Below are 17156 nucleotides of genomic sequence, written 5' to 3'. Positions count from 1 at the left end.
TGGTAATTTTATTTTCCTAAACAAAATTGACTAAATAACTGCGTAATTAATTCATCTTGAACACTATCTCCAACAATTTCGCCTAAATAATCCCAGCAACGAGTCATGTCGATTTGCACAAGATCAACAGGCATCCCACTTTCAATTCCTTGAATCACTTCTGCTAATGAATGTTCTGCTTTTTCCAATAATGCAATATGACGAGTGTTTGAGAGATAAGAAGCATCTTTATCTCCTGTATTTCCACCAAAAAACAAGTCAGCTATTGCTTGTTCAAGTTGATCCAATCCTTCACTCGTTAATACCGAAATAGGAAGAGCAGGCTCATTCTCTAAATAGGGCACTAAATCTTCTTGATTGATTCTTGAAGGTAAATCTGTTTTATTTAGCAAAATGATTCGTTTATTTCCAGATGTAATATCCAATAATTGTTTATCTTCTGTCGTGAGTGACTCACTTTGATTTAGTACTAATAAAATCAAATCCGCTTCACTGAGTGCTTTGCGACTACGTTCCACACCAATTTTCTCAACGATATCTTCTGTTTCACGAATTCCTGCGGTATCAACTAACTTTAAAGGCACACCACGTACGTTTACATACTCTTCAATAACATCTCTAGTAGTACCTGCAATATCTGTTACAATTGCTTTCTCTTCCCGTAATAAGTGATTTAGCAGACTTGACTTGCCTACGTTTGGCCGACCAATAATTGCTGTACTGAGACCTTCTCGTAAAATTTTTCCTTGTTGTGCTGTCTGTAAAAGAGCTTGTATCTGTTTCTGGACTTGATTTGCCTTTTCTAATAATAAACGTGTTGTCAATTCTTCGACATCATCATATTCTGGATAATCGATATTTACTTCTACCTGTGCCAATGTCTCTAAGATCTCTTGTCGTAGTTGTCGGATCAATCTTGAGAGGTTACCATCTAATTGGTTGATAGCGAGATTCATTGCTTTATCAGTTTTTGCACGAATCAAATCCATCACTGCTTCAGCTTGAGATAAATCAACACGCCCATTAAGAAAAGCACGCTTTGTAAACTCTCCCGGTTCAGCCAACCGTGCTCCTTGACGCAAAACTAATTGCAAAATTTGATTAACGACAACAATCCCGCCGTGACAATTGATTTCTACTATATCTTCTCTAGTAAAAGTTTTTGGTTTTCTCATGATCGATACCATAACTTCATCCATCATTTGATACTTCTCAGGGTCAAAAATATGGCCATAATGTATCGTGTGGCTACTCACATCTATTAGTTTTTTCTTTCCTGATTGAAAGACAGCATCTGCTATGGAAATTGCTTGTTCACCACTTAATCGAACAATACTGATTGCTCCTTCACCAGGGGGCGTAGATATTGCTGCAATCGTATCAAATTCCTGCGTAATACTCACCATACTAAAGCTCCTCCTAATTTTTCGCATAAAAAAAGCGCCCACTCCACCCGTCAAACTCATAACGGATAGACTTAGCACTTTGACTGCTTGTCATATAAAATTCTGGGAATAGATTAGCATACTTTTTATTTTGTCGCAAGTCTACTTGGTAAACTTTTAATCTTTTGCATCAAACACTAAAAACATTTAAAATAAAGGAAACAATAAGAAATGAGGGATTTTTATGGATACGTCCAAAAAAATAGATACTTCTTCTCGCATCAAGGAAATCATTCTTTCTACCGGAAATGTCAATCGGCCATACATTGTTCGCGATATTGTCTTTGCCGCAGATAAAATTGAAGTAGATTTATTTGATCCTGAAATCGATTTGAATGCGCTTCTCTCTGATGTTGCTTTTCGTCTGAAAGAAAAAGCGCACAGTTATGGTGCTAATGCTGTAATCAACTGCCATTTTGAACATGATCGAATCGTAGAAAACGGGAAAACTTTTTTAGAAATTTTTGCTTATGGAACAGTTGTACAGTTTACACAATCTACAATCGGCGGCTAATTTCCCTCAACAGTAAACTGCTAAACCTCGATACTACCAATACAATTAATATAAAAAAAGAGTCCGTGGCAAACGGACTCTTTTTTTCACCAAAGTAAGAACTACTCATCGTATGTTTACTTTGATAAGAATGATTTCTAGTCAAGAATACTTGGTTTCAAATATCTTGTCAATTCCTTTTTCTCCACGATAAAAGGAATGACCTGAAATCAGGTCATTCCTTTAGACTTAAAAGTTTTTTTTCGCTGGTTCAACCACCAAGTACCGATAAGGCTCGTCACCTTCAGAGTGTGTTTGTATTTGGGCATCCTTACTTAATGCAGAATGGATTTGCTTTCTTTCAAAAGCTGGCATAGGTTCTAAAAAGACTGGTCTACCTGTGCGTTTAACTTTTTCTGCTGTTCTATTGGCCAGACGCTCTAAAATTGCCTGACGCTTTTCACGATAATCACCTACATTAACAACCACAGATAGCTTATTTGCTGCGATTCGATGAATATATACTTGTGCCAGATATTGTAAAGCATTTAGTGTTTTTCCATGTTTTCCAATCAGGAGTCCTTGCTTTTGTGTATCTAGATGAAAAACGATCAAGCCATCTTCTCGTGCTGTTTTTACAAGGGCTGGTGCATTCAATGCTTTAGAAATGTTAGTCAAATATAAAGCAAGATGAGTAAGTGCTTCATCATCAGAAAGATCCTTTGCGTTAGGTTTTTCTTCCGTATCTGCTTGCGATTTTGCAGTAAGCACTGATTCCTCAAGTTCAGGTTCTAAGATTTCTTCAATTATTTCAGTTACTGATTCTGTGATGATTTTTGATTCATCCGCAGCACTTCTTTCAATTGATACGCGGGCATTCTTTTTACCAATACCCAAAAAACCTTTTTTCCCCTCATCCAAAACATCGATCACTGCTTGATCCTTGTTTAAACCTAAAGCATGCAATCCTTCTTGGATAGCTTCATCTACTGTAAGACCTTCATAAATCGGCATTATCTGCAACCTCCTTTTATTTCTTACGTTTTTTCTTAGGACTCATTGCTTTCTTCAGCGCTCTTTCTCGTTCTCTTTCTTTTCGAGCAGCTTCTTCTCTTTCTTGACGAATCTTGAATGGATTATTCAAAATCAACGTTTGTACTACTTGGAATGCATTGGATACAACCCAGTATAAAGATAAACCACTAGCGATATTGATCCCCATCAATAAAATCATCAATGGCATTGCAAAATTCATTATCTTTAAACTAGCATTTGATTCTATTTGACTCATACTAGACAAATAAGTACTTGCAAATGTAAATAGTGCAGCTAATATAGGTAAAATAAAGTAAGGATCTCGGTCCCCTAATTGTAACCACAAAAATTTTCCTTCTTGTAAAGCTGGAACCCGCGAAATCGATTGCCATAATGCCATCAAAATTGGCATTTGGACAAGTAGCGGCAAACATCCGGCATAAGGATTCACATTATTTTCTGCATAAAGCCGTTGCGTTTCTGCACGTAATTTATTTTGTGTTTCACTATCTTTCGATGCATATTGTTGTTGCAGAGCTTTTAATTTTGGCTGCAATTCTTGAGTTTTTCGCATACTCTTTGTTTGAAAATGCATTAAAGGCATGAGAATAATCCGAATGATCAAAGTAAATAGAATGATCCCAATCCCAGCATTGCCAAAAGATAGCATCTTGATCGCTTCAGCAAAGTAATAAACGATATAACGATCCCATAATCCTGAACTTTGCGCATTCACTTCCCCAGTTGCGCTACAGGCAGACAAGACAACTACCAATGAGACGATCCCCAAAAATAGTAAGATACGTTTTCCTTTTTTCACTTAAATAATTCCTTTCCGTTAGTTAATGATTTTAGCAAGCTTTAACACATGCTCTAAATTCGAGTATACTTCTTGAGAAGAGCAATTCGAAACACTTGGACGAGCAATTACGATGAAATCGAGTGTAGGTTTGATTCTAGGTTGCATATCCGTGAGACTTGCTCTGATTTTTCGTTTGATCTCATTTCGTTTAACAGCATTTCCTACTTTTTTTCCTACAGATAATCCGACACGAAAATGTGGCTGATCTTTCTGCAGAACATAGACAACAAATTTACGGTTTGCAAAAGACTTTCCTTTCTGAAAAACCTTTTGAAAGTCTTGTTCTGTTTTTACGCGATATGCCTTTCTCATCTTGGTTCCTTCATTTCTTTCTACTTTGGTTACTCACCTGTCAATAATACCATATTTAGTAAAAGGGATTCACTATATTCCTTAAAAAACGGCATAAAAAAAACCACTGGCATTCAGTGGCTTATGCAGAAATAACCTTTCTGCCTTTACGACGACGACTTGCTAAAACACGACGTCCATTTTTTGTACTCATACGTTTACGGAATCCGTGAACTTTTTGACGTTTACGTTTATTTGGTTGATAAGTTCTTTTCATTTAGTGACACCTCCATCAAAATAATGATTATGCGCATAGACATACTTTGATAGTATAACGAGTCAGACAGTGTTTTGTCAATATAAAATTCACCCACTTTACTGTCTTGTTTTCCACATAAACGAAATGAACTGTGTGTTACTTGTGGATTTTGCATTTTTGTGGATAACTTATTTCCACAAGTTTTTCCTGCTTTTTCCACAAATAAACACCCTTCTAAAAAGTTATCCACATACACTTTTCTGGCTGTGCATAAGTCAGGAAAATGCTTTTACATCAACGTATTTGATTAACAGTTACTTGTGGATAAACAAGAGATTATTGTAACAATCCACAAACACTCCTCCTCTGTGGATAACCGTAAATTTGATAAGTTAATTTCTCCTGTTCTTTTTTTCATAAATGTGGAAAAGTATTTTTTTCTAACCTTTTTTATTATAATCTGTGGAAAACTTCTTCCATCCGTGCTAAATTAGTATTATCTATTCTTAGCTATAGGAGGACAATTTATGTCATCTGCTGATTCCATTTGGCGAGATCTTCAGAAATCTTTTAAAGAAGAACTTAATCCAGCAAGTTACAGTGCTTGGATCGAAACAGCCAACATATTATCTTTTGAAAAAAATCAGTTATTGATTGAAGTACCCAGTGATCTTCATAAATCTTATTGGGAAAAAAATCTAGCTGCAAAAATTGTTGAGATGGGCTTCATGAAGACCGGTGAAGAACTAATTCCTAGTTTTGTCACTGCTGAAGAAGCAGAAGCTCTGCAAAAATCGCCTTCTGTTGAACAAACAGTTACTGAAAAAGCAGAAAAAAAAGGAAAAACTATTCTAAACGAAAAATATACTTTTGATACATTTGTTATAGGTAAAGGAAATCAGATGGCTCATGCTGCAGCTTTAGTTGTAGCTGAAGATCCCGGTTCTATCTATAATCCGTTATTCTTCTATGGTGGTGTGGGTCTAGGAAAAACTCACTTGATGCATGCTATCGGACATCAAATGCTGTTAAAAAGACCAAATGCAAAAATCAAATATGTGAGCAGTGAGAACTTCACTAATGATTTTATTACTTCGATCCAAAAGAATAAAATGGAAGATTTTCGGAATGAATACCGAAATGTTGATCTCTTACTTGTTGATGATATTCAGTTTTTGGTCAATAAAGAAGGGACACAAGAAGAATTCTTTAATACATTTGAAGAGCTTTATCGAAATAACAAGCAGATCGTTTTGACAAGTGATCGCTTACCAAATGAAATACCCACGTTACCTGAACGATTGGTTTCACGTTTCGCATGGGGGTTATCTGTAGATATTACACCTCCAGATCTAGAAACTAGAACAGCGATTTTAAGAAAAAAAGCAGAAGCTGAACGCCTCGAAATCCCTGACGATACACTGAGTTATATCGCAGGACAAATTGATTCGAATATTCGGGAATTAGAAGGCGCATTAGTGCGTGTACAAGCATTTGCAACTATGCAAAATTCGGATATTACAACAAGCTTAGCTGCAGAAGCAATCAAAGCATTAAAGTCAAGTCATGGAAGCACTCAAGTTTCTATATTGCAAATCCAAGAGGAAGTTGCAAAATACTACCATATCCATATAAATGATCTCAAAGGAAAAAAACGTGTCAAAGGAATTGTCGTACCTCGGCAAATCGCCATGTTTCTTTCTCGTGAACTAACGGATAACTCTTTACCTAAAATTGGAGCTGAATTCGGAGGTAAAGATCATACTACAGTCATTCATGCTCATGAAAAAATCCAACATCTCTCAGAAACGGATCCTACCATTAAGAATGAAATTTCAGAAATCAAAAACATTCTCTTTAGTTGAGTTGTGGATAAAGCAAAAATATGCCAAAAAGTTATGCACAGGTTATACACAGGCGTTTTCGTTGACGTCTCAATGATATTTTCTAGTTATCCACAATACTAACAAGCCTATTACTACTATTACTTTATTTAATAACTATAAATAAAAGGAGTGCTCCTAATGAAAGTAACTTTAAATCGAACAGAGTTCATGCAAGAATTACAAACCGTTCAACGTGCCATTTCATCAAAAACAACCATACCGATCCTTACAGGTGTTAAATTAGTTCTAACTGATAAAGGTTTAACTCTGACAGGAAGTAATGCTGATATTTCAATTGAGACTTTTTTAAGCGTAGAGAAAGAAAAAGTTCAAATGAAAATTGAACAAACAGGAGCAATTGTTTTACAAGCACGATTTTTTAGTGAAATCATTCGTCGCTTACCGGATAATACTGTTACGCTGGAAGTGATAGAAAATAACCAAGTAGCAATAACTTCAGGGAAAGCTAACTTTACTGTAAATGGATTAGATGCTGATAGTTATCCACATTTACCAGTTGTCGAAAGTCAAGATCGCATCGAAGTTCCTGCTCACATTCTAAATAAAATTGTTAACGAAACAGTTTTTGCTGTTTCACAGCACGAAAGTCGTCCAATTCTAACCGGTGTTCATTTTGTTCTTGAAAATAAGAAATTATTAGCTGTAGCTACAGATTCCCATCGATTAAGTCAACGAGTAATTCCATTAGAAAGTGGGGAAGCGAATTTCAACATCGTTATTCCTGGGAAAAGTTTGACTGAATTGTCCCGTTCTTTAACAGATGAAGAAGAAGCTATTCAAATCAGTATCATGGATAATCAAGTATTGTTCCAAACCAATACAATGAAGTTCTATTCACGCCTATTAGAAGGGACTTACCCAGATACAAATCGATTGATACCATCAAGCTTTAACACAGAAATTGAATTTTCAGTTCCAGAATTGTTGTCAGCCATCGAACGCGCATCTTTACTTTCACATGAAGGAAGAAATAACATCGTTCGTTTGTCAATAAATGAAGATTCTGTTATTTTATATGGGAATTCTCCTGAGATTGGTAAAGTAGAAGAAGATCTATCCTACGAGCAAGTTTCAGGAGAACCATTGGAAATCTCTTTCAATCCTGATTACATGAAGGCGGCTCTAAGAGCTTTTGGAGATACAAGCATCACGATTCGCTTTATTTCTGCTATCAGACCATTCACTTTGGAACCAACTGAAAGTCAAGGAAGCTTTATTCAATTGATTACACCAGTCCGCACAAATTAGAATTTTTCATGTTTATTGTAAATGCATGAAACAAACGTCTGAAAATACAAAAATAGTTTAGAAGGGCTTAAAATCGATTTTAAGCCCTTCTTTTTGTTTTTGCTTATTTTTTATCTAAAACAATCAAAACTTCTCAGAATGAAAATTATACGGATAAATTTGTTTTATTCCTTAAAAAAGAGTATAATAATGGTATACGTTCTTCTATAGAATCGAGGGATAATATGAAAATGCAAATACCTTTAGAAACTGAATATATGACGTTAGGACAAATGTTGAAAGAAGTCAGCGTAATCAGCAGTGGAGGACAAGCAAAATGGTTCCTAGCTGAACATACGGTACTTGTAGACGGAGAGCCAGAGAATAGACGAGGCCGCAAATTATATGCGGGAATGAGGATTGAGATACCTGATGAGGGTACTTTTTTTATGGTAAAGAAGGAAGCCTCAGATGCGTCTGAATAATCTTCAGCTAAATAATTATCGCAACTATGAATCTTTGGAGTTATCTTTCGATAAAAATCTTGTCATTTTTTTAGGCGAGAATGCTCAAGGAAAAACCAACGTTTTAGAAAGTATTTATGTTTTAGCGATGACAAAAAGTCATCGAACTACAAGTGAACAAGAGTTGATTCGTTGGGATACAGCTGGGGCTCAAGTTAGCGGAGCTGTGTCTCGAGGGCATTCTACCATACCATTAGAATTATTTTTAACTAAAAAAGGTCGTAAAACGAAAGTCAATCATATTGAGCAAAAAAAACTTAGTAGTTACATAGGGCAATTGAATGTAATTCTTTTTGCCCCCGAAGATCTTTCACTTGTTAAAGGAAGTCCTCAAGTAAGAAGAAAATTTATCGATATGGAAATTGGACAGATTGATCCGATTTATTTGTATGATCTTGTGCAATATCAAAGTGTTTTGAAACAGCGAAATCAGTATTTGAAGCAATTATTTGAAAAAAAGCAAAATGATGAGCTCTATCTCACTGTGTTGACTGAACAATTGATTGAATTTGGCAGCAAGATCATTTTTGCACGACAACGTTTTGTAAAACGATTAGCATTTTGGGCCAATCAACTCCATCAAAAAATAAGTGATGAAAAAGAAGTTTTACAAATAGAATACTTGTCTAGTGTTGGTACTGTAAGTGCATCTCTAGAACAAGTTCAACAACAATTCAAAGATGCACTGGATCAAGTGAAAACACGTGAAAAAATGAGACAGATTTCTCTAGTGGGTCCACACCGAGATGATCTCAACTTTTTAATCAATGATAGGAATGTTCAAACATTCGGATCCCAAGGTCAACAGCGAACCACTGCATTAAGTGTAAAATTGGCAGAGATTGATTTGATGAAAGAAGAAACGGGAGAATATCCGGTTCTTTTGTTAGATGATGTCATGAGTGAATTAGACGATTCTCGTCAGTTACACTTACTAGAAACAATTGAAGGAAAAGTACAAACATTTATTACTACAACCACACTTGAACATGTAAAAGATAAAATGTCTGTTGAAGCAGAGATTTTTTACGTAGACAAAGGACACATAAAAGGAGAATAGACTGAATGACAGAAGAAGAAAAAAGTTTAGTTGAACGTGCCAAAGAATATGACGCCAGTCAGATTCAAGTCTTAGAAGGTTTAGAAGCGGTACGCAAGCGTCCAGGAATGTATATCGGATCGACCAGTTCAGAAGGGCTCCATCACCTTGTGTGGGAAATCGTAGATAATTCGATTGATGAAGCACTTGCTGGTTTTGCTACAGCGATTCAAGTAATTATCGAAGAAGACAATAGTATTACTGTTGTCGATGACGGTCGGGGAATTCCTGTAGATATTCAAGCAAAAACTGGCAGACCTGCTGTTGAAACCGTATTTACTATTCTTCATGCAGGAGGAAAATTTGGCGGTGGCGGATATAAAGTTTCAGGAGGCTTGCATGGGGTAGGTTCTTCAGTGGTAAACGCATTATCTACCACATTAGATGTTAAAGTATTCAAAGAAGGCAAAGTTTATTATCAAGAATACCATCGGGGAGCTGTTGTCGAAGATCTAAAAGTGATTGGTGAAACAGATCGTCATGGGACCACTGTTCACTTTGTACCGGATCCTGAAATATTTACAGAAACTACTGTTTTTAACTTTGATAAGTTGGCTACACGTGTTCGAGAATTAGCTTTTCTGAATCGCGGCTTAAAAATTTCAATTGAAGATAAACGAGAAGAACATCCTGTTCTGAAGGAATATCATTATGACGGCGGAATTAAAAGCTACGTTGAACACTTAAATGCAAGTAAGACAGTTATTTTTCCTGAACCAATCTATCTTGAAGGGGAACAACAGGGCATCACGGTTGAAGTTTCTCTACAATACACAGATAGCTATCATAACAATTTGCTAAGTTTTGCTAATAATATTCATACGTATGAAGGTGGTACACATGAGTCTGGATTCAAGACAGCTTTGACTCGGGTTATCAATGACTATGCACGTAAATCTAAGCTAATGAAAGAAAATGATGAGAATCTAACAGGTGAAGATGTTCGAGAAGGTCTTACAGCGGTTATTTCCATCAAACATCCAGATCCTCAGTTTGAAGGACAAACAAAAACAAAATTAGGGAACTCAGAAGTGCGGACTGTAACTGATCGTTTATTTTCAGAACATTTCACAAAATTTTTGATGGAGAATCCAGCAGTTGGGCGCCAAGTAGTTGAAAAAGGACTGCTAGCCTCTAAAGCACGTCAAGCAGCTAAGCGTGCGCGTGAGATGACTCGACGTAAAGGTGCTCTTGAAATTAGTAATCTGCCAGGTAAGCTAGCAGATTGTTCAAGTAATGATCCTGAGAAATGCGAATTATTTATTGTCGAAGGAGACTCAGCTGGAGGATCAGCTAAACAAGGACGGAGTCGTGAATTCCAAGCGATTCTGCCTATTCGAGGGAAAATTTTAAATGTCGAAAAAGCAAGCATGGATAAAATTTTGGCAAATGAAGAAATCCGTTCACTATTTACAGCGATGGGCACAGGATTTGGAGCAGACTTTGATGTTTCTAAGGCACGTTATCATAAATTAGTAATTATGACTGATGCCGACGTCGATGGCGCACATATCCGAACATTGCTATTAACTTTATTCTATCGCTATATGCGACCAATTGTTGAAGCTGGGTATGTTTATATTGCTCAACCACCACTTTATGGGGTAAAACAAGGAAAAAATATCCATTATATCCAACCAGGCAAAAACGCAGAACAAGATTTGAAGAATACAATCGAGTCATTGCCTGCCACGCCTAAACCAAGTGTTCAACGATACAAAGGTTTAGGTGAGATGGATGACCATCAGCTTTGGGAAACAACAATGGATCCGGAAAACCGGATGATGCTCCGTGTAAGTGTAGACGATGCAATTGAAGCAGATCAAATTTTTGAAATGCTAATGGGCGATCGTGTAGAACCAAGGCGTGCCTTTATTGAAGAGAATGCACATTATGTTAAAAATCTTGATATCTAGCCAATCGTAAAGGAGGAAATAGCTTGAGTGAAGCAAAACAAAATATTCATGATGTCAATCTGACAAGTGAAATGCGTGAGTCCTTTATCGATTATGCGATGAGTGTTATTGTTGCAAGGGCCTTGCCAGATGTTCGAGATGGACTAAAACCAGTTCATCGTAGAATTTTATATGGAATGAATGAATTAGGGGTTACACCAGACAAACCTCATAAAAAATCAGCCCGTATCGTCGGTGATGTAATGGGTAAATATCACCCTCATGGTGATAGTGCGATTTACGAATCAATGGTGCGGATGGCGCAACCGTTTAGTTATCGTTATATGTTAGTGGATGGTCATGGTAACTTTGGTTCAGTCGATGGTGATGGTGCTGCCGCGATGCGGTATACTGAAGCCCGCATGAGCAAATTAGCAATGGAAATGCTAAGAGACATTAATAAAGATACCGTCGATTTTCAAAGTAATTACGACGATACTGAAAGAGAACCTGCAGTATTGCCTGCTCGTTTTCCTAATCTCTTAGTCAATGGTACAACAGGTATTGCGGTAGGTATGGCAACGAACATTCCACCACATAATTTGAATGAAGTAATTGCGGCTATTGAGCTGCTAATGGAAAATCCTGAAGTAACAACGAATGAATTGATGGAAGTTTTGCCCGGACCTGATTTTCCAACGGGCGGCCTAGTTATGGGTAAATCAGGTATTCGACGGGCCTATGAGACAGGTAAAGGGTCCATTACGGTACGAGGAAAAGTTGAAGTTACTGAGATGCCTAATGGTAAAGAAAGAATTCTAGTCACCGAATTGCCGTACATGGTCAATAAAGCAAAATTAATTGAGCGGATTTCAGAACTTCATCGAGACAAACGAATCGAAGGTATTACGGACTTGCGCGATGAATCTTCTCGAGAAGGTATGCGTATTGTGATCGATGTTCGTCGTGACGTTAGTGCTTCAGTTATTTTGAACAACCTTTATAAAATGACGGCTCTTCAATCATCTTTTGGCTTTAATATGCTGGCGATTGAAAAAGGCGTACCAAAAATTTTAAGTTTGAAACGAATTTTAGAAAATTATATCGAGCATCAACAAGAGGTAGTAACGCGTCGTACTCAATTTGATAAAAACAAAGCAGAAGCACGTGCTCACATCTTGGAAGGATTACGGATTGCTCTTGATCATATTGATGAAATCATTGCATTGATTAGAGCATCTAATTCAGATGATGAAGCAAAAAACACAATGATGGAACGTTTCAGTCTATCAGATCGACAAGCGCAAGCGATTCTAGATATGCGTTTGCGACGTTTAACAGGATTAGAAAGAGACAAGATTGAAAATGAATATCAAAGTTTGTTGGAATTGATTGCTGACTTAAAAGATATTTTAGCTAATCCTCAGCGAGTTTTAGAAATTATCCAAACAGAATTGCAAGAATTAGGTCAACGCTTTGGTGATGAGCGCCGAACAGAATTACTTGTTGGAGAAGTATTGAGTCTTGAAGATGAAGATTTGATTGAAGAAGAAGAAATTGTCATTACGCTGACAAATAATGGGTATATCAAACGAGTAGCAAATTCTGAATTTCGGGCTCAACGTCGTGGAGGTCGTGGTGTTCAAGGCATGGGGATTCACGATGAAGACTTTGTTAAAACGTTGATTTCTTGTTCAACTCATGATACTTTACTTTTCTTTACTAACATGGGGAAAGTTTATAAAGCTAAAGGATACGAAATTCCTGAATACGGACGAGCTGCTAAAGGTATTCCTGTGATCAATCTTTTAGGTATTGATTCAAACGAACGCATCGAAGCGATTATCTCTGCTTCTGGAGGACCTCAAGAAGGACGTTATCTGTTCTTCACGACACGGCTAGGTATAGTAAAACGTACATCAGTTACTGCTTTCTCCAATATTCGGGCCAATGGATTGATTGCTATTGGGTTACGCGAAAATGATGAATTAGTTAATGTAGTAGAAACCAATGGGCAAGATGTGATGATTATTGGTACACACAATGGCTATTCAGTTACATTTAAAGAAGAGCTGGTTCGAGATATGGGACGAACTGCTGCAGGCGTTCGAGGCATCCGTTTAAGAGAAGATGACTATGTTGTCGGCGCTTCTGTGATCAAAGAAGATAGTGAAGTATTAGTTATCACAGAGAATGGCTACGGAAAACGTACAAAAGGTTCAGAATACCCAATAAAAGGGCGTGGTGGTAAAGGAATAAAAACTGCGAATATTACTGCGAAAAATGGACCGTTAGCTGGATTGACTACAGTTTCAGGCAAAGAAGATATCATGCTAATTACAGACAAAGGTGTCATTATCCGATTTAACGTTGAAACAGTATCTCAAACTGGACGTGCAACTTTAGGCGTTCGCTTAATGAAGATGGAAAACGGAGCGAAAGTAGTCACGATGGCCACTGTAGATCCGGAAGTTTCTGAAACAGAAGAAGAAATATCTTCTGAAAGTCAGTATGATGAATAGTAATGTAACTCCAACACGATGTTGTTGGAGTTTTTTTAATAAATGAAAATATTTTGTGCGTACTTATTGATGCAAGCAATTTTACTGTCAAAAGTCAAAAAATTAATCTTGTATTATGGATGAAAAAAATGTATAATTGGTATTTGTGAGTAGTCTAATCAGGCGACTCTCTCTGCTCCTAGAATATACTAGGGGCCTAAGACCACAGGGAGGTGAATAATCAATGGAAAATACGAAATATGAGATCTTATACATCATTCGTCCAAACATTGATGAAGAAGCAAAATCTGCATTGATCGCACGTTTTGACACGATCTTGACAGATAACGGAGCTGAAGTTATCGAGTCTAAAGATTGGCAAAAACGCCGTCTAGCGTATGAAATGGATGGATTCCGTGAGGGTATCTATCACATCGTTAAAGTTTCTTCTCCATCAAATGCAAGTGCAATCAATGAATTTGACCGTCTTGCTAAAATCAATGACGATATTATCCGTCACATGATTGTCAAAGAAGAAGAATAAAATTGTTTCACATGAAACAAAGCGATGAGGAGATGATGAACTTTGATTAATAATGTTGTATTAGTAGGAAGATTAACCAAAGATCCTGATTTACGATACACTGCTAACGGCACTGGCGTCGCGTCTTTTACATTGGCTGTAAATCGTAATTTTACAAACCAAAGTGGAGAACGTGAAGCTGATTTCATCAATTGTGTGATTTGGAGAAAACCTGCAGAAACACTGGCTAATTATGCTCGTAAGGGTACATTACTTGGTGTGACTGGAAGAATCCAAACACGTTCTTATGACAATCAACAAGGACAACGTGTATATGTAACTGAAGTTGTAGCAGACAATTTTCAATTGTTAGAATCTCGTAATGCTTCTGAACAACGACGCACTACCGAAAGCGGTGGAAATACTTCGTATAATACTAGTGGTTCTTCTGGATTCGGAAACAATAGCACAAATCAAAATCAATCCTCTCAACCATCAGGAATGCCTAACTTTGATCGAGATAATTCTGATCCATTCGGAAACTCGTCAATTGACATTTCAGACGATGATTTACCATTCTAATAAATTGATAGGAGGGAAATAGAATGGCACAACAAAGAAGAGGCGGACGTAAACGTCGCAAAGTAGACTATATTGCTGCAAATCATATCGAACACATCGATTATAAAGATACAGAATTGTTAAAACGTTTCATTTCTGAACGTGGAAAAATTTTGCCACGTCGTGTAACAGGTACAGGGGCTAAAAACCAACGTAAACTAACTGTTGCAATTAAACGCGCACGTATCATGGGATTACTTCCATTTGTAGGCGAAGAATAATTTTTACTATTCAAAAGTTGACAACTGTTTTTGACAGTTGTCAACTTTTTTTGTATATACTATTACTAAAAACATTTAGTGTATTTGTTATTTAATTCTGTTTTTAAATAACGAAAAAATCTTTGCCGGTATTTGATTTGTGGTTTCCTAAATAAAGTTTCACGTGAAACTTTATTTAGGAAATCGCTTATTCGTATAAGATGTGGTAAAATATAAAAGTGTTTAATATTTCTATAGCAGTTTATTGAGGAGTTAAATTATGTCAGCAATCGGACTTATTTCAATTGATAACTATGATGATCTAATTGACAAAAAAGATGACAAACAAATATCCTACTTGAACTCTTTGATCACGACGCTGATTTCAGATTGGGCCAGTGAAAATCATATCTTTTATAAGCGGATTAATTCTGAACGCTTTCTTTTTGTTGCCAAGATTGAAGATATTGAGAAGATGAAAAAAGGGAATTTTGAATTTTTGACACGTGTTCGTAATATTGCTGAAAAGAATGACTTAGCCTTAACCATTAGTATGGGAATATCTTACGGAGAAGAATCGCTAGAGACAATAGGCGAAGTAGCTCAAAATAATTTAGATATCGCCTTGGTACGTGGTGGGGATCAAGTGGTACTGAAGAAAGCTGATGAGGAAGCAAAACCACAGTTTTTTGGGGGGAATACAGATGGTACGCCCAAGAGAACTCGTGTTCGCTCTCGGGCTATGAGTACTACATTAAAAAAAATATTTGCTGATAATAAAAAGGTATTTATCATGGGACACAGGTACCCTGATATGGATGCTTTAGGTGCAGCCTTTGGAGTTGCTTATATGGCAATGATGAGTGAACGTGAATGTTACATCATTTTAAATCCTAAAGAAATTACTGCGGATATTGAACGGGTATTAGAAGAATTGAAGAAATATCCTGATTTAGAACGAATTGTTATTTCAGGTGAGGAAGCTGTAACTTTATCCAATGAGGAAAGTGTCTTAGTAATGGTTGATTATCATAAACCGTCTATGTCAATCTCACAAAAAGTTTATGATGTATTTGATAAAATTGCTGTAATTGATCATCACCGTCGCGGAGATGAGTTTCCAGATAAGCCGTTGTTGACTTATATTGAATCAACAGCATCTTCGGCATCAGAGTTAGTCGCTGAGTTGATACAATATCGTTCTACTCGCAAAACACAAATTCCCAAATTTATCACTACTTCTTTATTGGCGGGAATTTATGTCGATACAAAGAATTTCTCTGTTCGAACAACTGGTAGAACTTTTGATATAGCTGGATACCTCAAAAATCAAGGTGCGGATACTTCACTTGTTCAATATATGCTTAGTACGGATTTAGATTCCTATTTAATGATTAGTGAACTAGTTTCTAAAAGCAAACATTACAAAGAAGATATCGTTATCGCAGTAGCTGATGATAAACGAGTATATGACAGTGTGACAGTCGCTAAGGCAGCGGATACGCTTTTATCAATCAATGGGATTCATGCTGCTTTTGTGATCACAAGGCAGCCTAGTAAGTTGATCGGTATTAGTGCTCGAAGCACTGGCAAAATCAACGTGCAAGTTTTAATGGAAGCACTTGGTGGAGGAGGCCACTTCACAAATGCAGCTACTCAAATCAAGGATAAAAGCTTGGATGAAGTCAAAAAAATGTTAATTCAAGAACTTAACAAGTTAGAAAGAGAATGAGGAGTGACCACAGATGAAAGTTATTTTCTTGCAAGATGTTAAAGGAAAAGGAAAAAAAGGAGATATTAAGGATGTACCAAATGGGTATGCACAAAACTTCTTAATTAAAAACAACTTAGCTAAACCAGCTAATAATGAAAGCATGGCCGAATTAAAAGGAAAACAAAAAGCACAAGAAAAACATGAAGCGGAATTACTGGCGGAGGCTGAAGAACTAAAAACAGTCCTTGAAAAGGAAGAAACAGTTGTTAGAATTAAAGCGAAAGCAGGAGAAGATGGTCGATTGTTTGGTTCTATTCCATCAAAACAAATTGCTGATGCTTTGAACAAACAATATAGTATAAAATTGGACAAGCGGAAAATTGAGTTAGAACAACCCATTCGGGCATTAGGTTATACAAAGGTGCCCGTCAAATTACATTCTAAAGTAACTGCTACAATTACCGTCCAAACGGTACAAGAATAAAAAGTTTCCCAACAGTAAAATGTTGGGATTTTTTAAGCGGATATTTTTGTAATCGAGGTTCTCTTGTGCTTTGATT

The 17156-nt window shown here is 36.7% G+C and carries 17 protein-coding genes; 12 read left to right on the top strand and 5 right to left on the bottom strand.

Going from position 1 to position 17156, the window contains the following annotated elements:
* Positions 1-8: 8 nt before the first annotated feature.
* A complete protein-coding gene (mnmE, locus tag HED61_RS02765; protein WP_003129182.1) occupies positions 9-1406 on the bottom strand; it encodes a tRNA uridine-5-carboxymethylaminomethyl(34) synthesis GTPase MnmE in 1398 nt (465 codons plus the stop codon).
* A 223-nt stretch (positions 1407-1629) separates the two neighbouring features.
* Here mnmE and HED61_RS02760 point away from each other — a divergent pair, with 223 nt between their 5' ends.
* Complete coding sequence (locus HED61_RS02760) at positions 1630-1959, top strand: heavy metal-binding domain-containing protein (protein ID WP_003129184.1); 330 nt, start codon at positions 1630-1632, stop codon at positions 1957-1959.
* 228 nt (positions 1960-2187) lie between these two features.
* On the opposite strand, the gene jag is transcribed toward HED61_RS02760, so the two are convergent.
* The 4 genes from jag to rpmH form a co-directional block, all read right to left on the bottom strand.
* Complete coding sequence (jag, locus tag HED61_RS02755) at positions 2188-2952, bottom strand: RNA-binding cell elongation regulator Jag/EloR (protein ID WP_003129185.1); 765 nt, start codon at positions 2950-2952, stop codon at positions 2188-2190.
* A gap of 16 nt (positions 2953-2968) precedes the next feature.
* Positions 2969-3793, bottom strand: a complete 825-nt coding sequence (locus HED61_RS02750) for a membrane protein insertase YidC (protein ID WP_003129186.1) — start codon at positions 3791-3793, stop codon at positions 2969-2971.
* Positions 3794-3811: 18 nt separating this feature from the next.
* A complete protein-coding gene (gene rnpA / locus HED61_RS02745) occupies positions 3812-4147 on the bottom strand; it encodes a ribonuclease P protein component (RefSeq protein ID WP_003129188.1) in 336 nt (111 codons plus the stop codon).
* Positions 4148-4268: 121 nt separating this feature from the next.
* Complete coding sequence (gene rpmH, locus HED61_RS02740) at positions 4269-4403, bottom strand: 50S ribosomal protein L34 (protein ID WP_002356012.1); 135 nt, start codon at positions 4401-4403, stop codon at positions 4269-4271.
* A gap of 509 nt (positions 4404-4912) precedes the next feature.
* Between rpmH and dnaA the strand changes: the two genes are divergently transcribed.
* From dnaA to rplI, 11 genes are all read left to right on the top strand, one after another.
* Positions 4913-6250, top strand: coding sequence for a chromosomal replication initiator protein DnaA (gene dnaA, locus HED61_RS02735; RefSeq protein ID WP_003129244.1), 1338 nt, complete (start codon positions 4913-4915; stop codon positions 6248-6250).
* Between the two features lie 159 nt (positions 6251-6409).
* Positions 6410-7540 (top strand): DNA polymerase III subunit beta, encoded by a 1131-nt coding sequence (gene dnaN, locus HED61_RS02730; RefSeq protein WP_003129245.1) that lies wholly within the window; start codon positions 6410-6412, stop codon positions 7538-7540.
* A 224-nt stretch (positions 7541-7764) separates the two neighbouring features.
* Positions 7765-8004 (top strand): S4 domain-containing protein YaaA, encoded by a 240-nt coding sequence (gene yaaA, locus HED61_RS02725; protein ID WP_003129246.1) that lies wholly within the window; start codon positions 7765-7767, stop codon positions 8002-8004.
* Positions 7991-9103: a DNA replication/repair protein RecF gene (gene recF, locus HED61_RS02720; protein ID WP_003129248.1), complete on the top strand. Its 1113-nt coding sequence runs from the start codon at positions 7991-7993 to the stop codon at positions 9101-9103. Before yaaA ends, recF begins: the two co-directional genes overlap by 14 nt.
* A 5-nt stretch (positions 9104-9108) precedes the next feature.
* Positions 9109-11058 (top strand): DNA topoisomerase (ATP-hydrolyzing) subunit B, encoded by a 1950-nt coding sequence (gyrB, locus tag HED61_RS02715; RefSeq protein WP_003129249.1) that lies wholly within the window; start codon positions 9109-9111, stop codon positions 11056-11058.
* Positions 11059-11081: 23 nt separating this feature from the next.
* The gene (gene gyrA, locus HED61_RS02710; protein ID WP_103300723.1) at positions 11082-13559 is read left to right on the top strand and encodes a DNA gyrase subunit A; all 2478 of its coding nucleotides are present in this window, start codon (positions 11082-11084) and stop codon (positions 13557-13559) included.
* Between the two features lie 223 nt (positions 13560-13782).
* Positions 13783-14082 (top strand): 30S ribosomal protein S6, encoded by a 300-nt coding sequence (gene rpsF / locus HED61_RS02705; RefSeq protein WP_003129251.1) that lies wholly within the window; start codon positions 13783-13785, stop codon positions 14080-14082.
* A gap of 42 nt (positions 14083-14124) precedes the next feature.
* Positions 14125-14643, top strand: coding sequence for a single-stranded DNA-binding protein (gene ssb / locus HED61_RS02700; protein ID WP_003129252.1), 519 nt, complete (start codon positions 14125-14127; stop codon positions 14641-14643).
* 23 nt (positions 14644-14666) lie between these two features.
* Positions 14667-14903 (top strand): 30S ribosomal protein S18, encoded by a 237-nt coding sequence (gene rpsR / locus HED61_RS02695; RefSeq protein WP_003129253.1) that lies wholly within the window; start codon positions 14667-14669, stop codon positions 14901-14903.
* Positions 14904-15162: 259 nt separating this feature from the next.
* Positions 15163-16614, top strand: a complete 1452-nt coding sequence (locus HED61_RS02690) for a GGDEF domain-containing protein (RefSeq protein WP_003129254.1) — start codon at positions 15163-15165, stop codon at positions 16612-16614.
* Positions 16615-16627: 13 nt separating this feature from the next.
* The gene (gene rplI / locus HED61_RS02685; RefSeq protein ID WP_003129255.1) at positions 16628-17080 is read left to right on the top strand and encodes a 50S ribosomal protein L9; all 453 of its coding nucleotides are present in this window, start codon (positions 16628-16630) and stop codon (positions 17078-17080) included.
* Positions 17081-17156 lie beyond the last annotated feature (76 nt).

The sequence above is a fragment of the Enterococcus gallinarum genome (assembly GCF_021496385.1).
Classification (GTDB): domain Bacteria; phylum Bacillota; class Bacilli; order Lactobacillales; family Enterococcaceae; genus Enterococcus_D; species Enterococcus_D gallinarum.
This window is presented reverse-complemented; position numbering and strand designations above follow the sequence as displayed.